Consider the following 4,502-nt stretch of genomic DNA (forward strand, 5'->3'; position numbering starts at 1 on the left):
GGCGGGGCCGGTGGCTCGGGCGGTTCGGGCGGCTCCGGCGGAGCCGGTGGCAACCCGGCGCCGGGTGGTTCGGGCGGCTCGACCGGTGCGTCCGGCGGCCAGGGCGGCGGCGCCCCGGCGGTGAACACCCCCGAGGTGATGGCGCTTCCGGTCTGCTCCTCCTCGCAGGTCGCCCTGGAGCTGGCCGGCAGCCAGAACTCCTACCAGGCCAAGGACAAGCCGAAGCTGGCGCTGACGGTCAAGAACTCCTCCGGCGCCAACTGCCGGGTGGACCTGGGCCGCACCGCCTCGGTGATCACCGTCAGCAGCGGCAGCAACAACGACCGGGTCTGGTCCTCCGGCGACTGCCCGCCCGACAAGGGCAGCATCTGGGTGCAGATCCCGGCCAACGGCAGCCAGACCGAGACCTTCACCTGGGACCGCAGCCGCAGCAAGCCGCAGTGCGCGACCGCCGACCAGACCGCGCCGCCGAACGGGACGTACGTGGTGCTCGCCGAGCTCACCGGGCTCTCCGGGGACAAGGTGTCCGCCCGGACCTCGATCCGGCTGGACAACTGAGCGCTCGTCATCTTCGTACGGAGCCCCCGACCGCCGCGCGGTCGGGGGCTCCGGTGGTGTGGGCAGGTCCGGGGGGCGTGAGGTGGTGCTGAGCAGCCCAGGGGGGCGGAGACGCGGGCCGGCCCCCGGGGAAGCGTTTCTCCGGGGGCCGTCCGCGGGCTGCCGCGCGTCAGATCAGACGTAGCGCTCCAGGATGGACGATTCGGCAAGCCGGGACAGGCCCTCGCGGACCGAGCGGGCCCGGGTCTCGCCGACGCCCTCGACCGTCTGCAGGTCGTCGATGCTGGCGGCGAGCAGCTTCTGCAGCCCGCCGAAGTGCTCGACCAGGCGCTCTATCACCGTGTTGGGCAGGCGCGGGATCTTCGCCAGCAGGCGGTAGCCGCGCGGGGAGACGGCGGAGTCCAGGGACTCCGGGGAGCCGGAGTAGCCGAGCGCCTTGGCGACCGTCTGGAGGTCCAGCAGCTCGGCGTGGGTGAGCGCCTCCAGGTCGGCCAGCACCTCGGTGACCGTACGGCCCTTCTTGGCGGCGCGCTCCGGGAAGTAGTCCCGGGCGACCAGTTCGCGCTCCGGCTCCACGCCCGCGATCAGCTCGTCCAGCTGGAGCGAGAGCAGCCGGCCGTCGATGCCGAGCTCCAGCACGTAGCCGGCGATCTCGGTGGCGATCAGCCGGACCATCTCCAGGCGCTGGGCCACGGCCGTGACGTCCCGGACCGTCACCAGGTCCTCGATCTCCAGGGCGGAGAGCGTGCCGGCCACCTCGTCCAGGCGCAGCTTGTAGCGCTCCAGGGTGGCCAGCGCCTGGTTGGCGCGGGAGAGGACGGTGGTGGAGTCCTCCAGCACCCGGCGGGTGCCGTTGACGTACATGGCGATCAGCCGCATCGAGTGCGAGACCGCGACCACCGGATAGCCGGTCTGCCGGTTGACCCGCTCGGCGGTGCGGTGGCGGGTGCCGGTCTCGTCGGTGGGGATGGTGGAGTCCGGCATCAGGTGGACGCCGGCCCTGACGATCTTGGTGATGTCCTTGTCCAGCACCACCGCGCCGTCGAGCTTGCACAGCTCGCGCAGCCGCGTCGCGCTGAACTCGACGTCCAGGACGAAGCCGCCGGTGCACAGGGACTCGACGGTCTTGTCGAAACCCAGCACGATCAGGCCGCCGGTGTTGGCCCGCAGGACCCGTTCCAGGCCGTCACGAAGCGCGGTACCGGGCGCGATGGCGGTGAGGGAGGCCCGCAGCAGGGCCTCCTCACGGGAGGCCTTGTCCGCCCCCCGGTCGCTGGCTGCCACGTGACTCCTCCGGTCGACCCCGTGCCGCGCGCCTCGCGCCGTGCGCCGGTCCGCGGTCTGTTGCTCTGTCGCTCAGTACCGCTTCGGTACTGCCTTCTGGCCAATGAGACTGGGGGAAGTCTAACTGCGTGCGGCTTCGGCAGGGCTTGGGTCAGCGCACTTCGTCGGAGTCGAGCGGCTCCCAGCCGTCCATCAGCTCGTCCGGGTACGCCGGGACCCGGGGCGCGCGGGGCGCCGGCGGGGCCGACGGAGCCTCACCACGCGTCTCGGTACGGGCCTCGGCGCGGGGCTTGGCGGCGGCCCGGCGGCGGCCCGGGATGGCCCGCAGCGCCTCACCGATGTCGGCCACCTCGACCACCTTCATGCCCGGCGGCACCTTGCCCGGGTCCGGCGGGACCAGGGCGTGGGTGAAGCCCAGCCGGTGCGCCTCGGCCAGCCGGCGCTGCACACCCGTCACCCGCCGCACCTCGCCCGCCAGACCGACCTCGCCGATCGCCACCAGGTTGCTGGGCAGCGGGGTGTCGGTGGAGGAGCTGGCCACCGCGAGCGCGACCGCGAGGTCCGCGGAGGGCTCGGTCAGCTTCACCCCGCCGACCGTCGCGGTGTAGATGTCCTGCTTGCCGAGTTTCACCCCGCCGTGCCGCTCGACCACGGCCAGGATCATCGCGATCCGGGGCGACTCCAGGCCCGAGGTGGTGCGCCGCGGGGAGGGGATCTGCGAATCCACCATCAGCGCCTGCACCTCGGCCACCAGCGGGCGCTTGCCCTCCAGGGTGACGGTGAGGCAGGTGCCCGGGACGGGCTTGTCACGCCTGGTCAGGAAGAGGCCGGACGGATCCGCGAGGCCGACGATGCCCTCGTCGTGCAGCTCGAAGCAGCCCACCTCGTCGGTGGCGCCGTAGCGGTTCTTGACCCCGCGGATGAGCCGCAGCCGGGCGTGCCGGTCCCCCTCGAAGCTCAGCACCACGTCCACCAGGTGCTCCAGCAGGCGCGGGCCGGCGATCTGGCCGTCCTTGGTGACGTGGCCGACCAGCAGGGTGGCCATGCCGCGGTCCTTGGACGCCCGGATCAGCGCGCCCGCCACCTCGCGGACCTGGGCCGGGCCGCCGGGGGCGCCGTCCAGCTCGGCGGAGGCGATGGTCTGCACCGAGTCCAGGACCAGCAGCCCGGGGTTGACCGCATCGATGTGCCCGAGCACCGCGCCCAGGTCCTGCTCGGCGGCGAGGTAGAGGTGCTCGGAGAGGGCGTCGATCCGGTCGGCGCGCAGCCGGACCTGGCCGGCCGACTCCTCGCCGGTGACGTAGAGCGTGCGGTGCTGGGCGGTGGCCGCCTTGGCCGCGACGTCCAGCAGCAGGGTCGACTTGCCGACGCCGGGCTCACCGGCCAGCAGCACCACCGCGCCGGGGACCAGACCGCCGCCGAGCACCCGGTCCAGCTCCGGCACGCCCGTCGAGCGGGCCGTCGCGACCTGGCCGTCCACCTGGGCGATCGGGCGGGCCGGCGCGCTGACCGGGCCGGCCGCGGTGGTGCGGATCGGCACCGCGCCGTACTCCTCGACCGTGCCCCAGGCGTTGCACTCCGGGCAGCGGCCGACCCACTTGGGCAGCTGGTTGCCGCACTCGGTGCAGCGGTAGGCCGGGCGCGGCTTGGCGGTGGTCTTGGAACGCGGAGGCATGCGGCCCACGGTAGCGGCTGGGTGTGACAGCGGTGGTCCGCTGCGCTTCGCCGTGCTCGGCCGTTCTCTGCTGTGTTCGGCTGTGCTCTGCTGTGTTCGGCCGTTCTCGGCTGTGCTCGGCCGTTCGAGGACGTGCTTCGCGGCTGAGGATGCCGGGCGCCCACACAGATGGGCGATGTTGTTACCCGAAAGAAGTACATACGCGGTGAATGGCGGGGACGGGCCGCCCGGTGTCCCTACCGTCGGACGGGTGACAACGCGAACTGTTGGGCCCGTCGGGGCGCCGGACGCCGTACTCGCGGCGTACGAGCGGCAGGTGGACGGCCTGTTCACCTACTGCCTCTCGGTGCTGTGCGAACACGACGCGGCCACCGACGCCCTGCGGGAGGTCCGCGAGCTGGCCCGGCGGCACGGCGCCCGGCTGGCCGAGCCCGGACTGGTGCGGGCCTGGCTGTTCTCGCTGGCCCGGTACTGCTGCCTGCGGCGGCTGGCGGACGGGACCGGGCCGGGGGCGGCCGGCCGGCCCGACCAGATGCCCGAGGCCGAGGCGATCCGGCGACGACGCGAGCTGGCCTCGCTCGCCTGGCCCGAGGCGGCCGGTACGGACCCGGAGCAGCGCGAGGCGCTGGAGCTGTCCGTCCGGCACCGGCTGACCCCGCTGGAGGTGGCGGCCGTCGTGGGCCTGCCGTTCGACCGGACCCGCGCACTGCTCGCTGCCGCCGAGGCCGAGGTGGCCCGGACCAGGGCGGCGCTGCTGGTGCTCGGGGTGGGCAGCTGCCCGGAGCTCGACCGGCTGGGCGGGGCCGGGGCGGAGTCCTGGCGGGACTGGGTGCTCGGCCCGGCGCTGCGGCGGGAGCTGGTGCAGCACGTGGTGGAGTGCCCGACCTGCCGGGGAACGGCGGAGCGGGTGGCCGCCGGGGAGGCGGCCGAGGGTGCGGCGGGGCTGTCGGGGCTGCCGCTGCTGGCGGCGCCCCCGTCGGTGGGT

General features: G+C 74.0%; 2 protein-coding genes and 2 pseudogenes. 2 read left to right on the top strand and 2 right to left on the bottom strand.

The window, feature by feature from the left end; genetic code table 11:
• A pseudogene (locus tag BG452_RS23135) lies at positions 1-558 on the top strand (hypothetical protein); the annotation flags it as partial.
• A 174-nt stretch (positions 559-732) separates the two neighbouring features.
• Here BG452_RS23135 and disA read toward each other — a convergent pair.
• Together disA and radA are read right to left on the bottom strand one after the other, a co-directional pair.
• Positions 733-1,791 (bottom strand): DNA integrity scanning diadenylate cyclase DisA, encoded by a 1,059-nt coding sequence (disA, locus tag BG452_RS23140; protein ID WP_188306273.1) that lies wholly within the window; start codon positions 1,789-1,791, stop codon positions 733-735.
• A 202-nt stretch (positions 1,792-1,993) separates the two neighbouring features.
• Positions 1,994-3,517: a DNA repair protein RadA gene (radA, locus tag BG452_RS23145; protein ID WP_188306271.1), complete on the bottom strand. Its 1,524-nt coding sequence runs from the start codon at positions 3,515-3,517 to the stop codon at positions 1,994-1,996.
• Positions 3,518-3,767: 250 nt separating this feature from the next.
• Here radA and BG452_RS23150 point away from each other — a divergent pair.
• A pseudogene (locus tag BG452_RS23150) lies at positions 3,768-4,502 on the top strand (sigma-70 family RNA polymerase sigma factor); the annotation flags it as partial.

Source organism: Streptomyces sp. CBMA123 (assembly GCF_014596465.1).
GTDB lineage: Bacteria > Actinomycetota > Actinomycetes > Streptomycetales > Streptomycetaceae > Kitasatospora.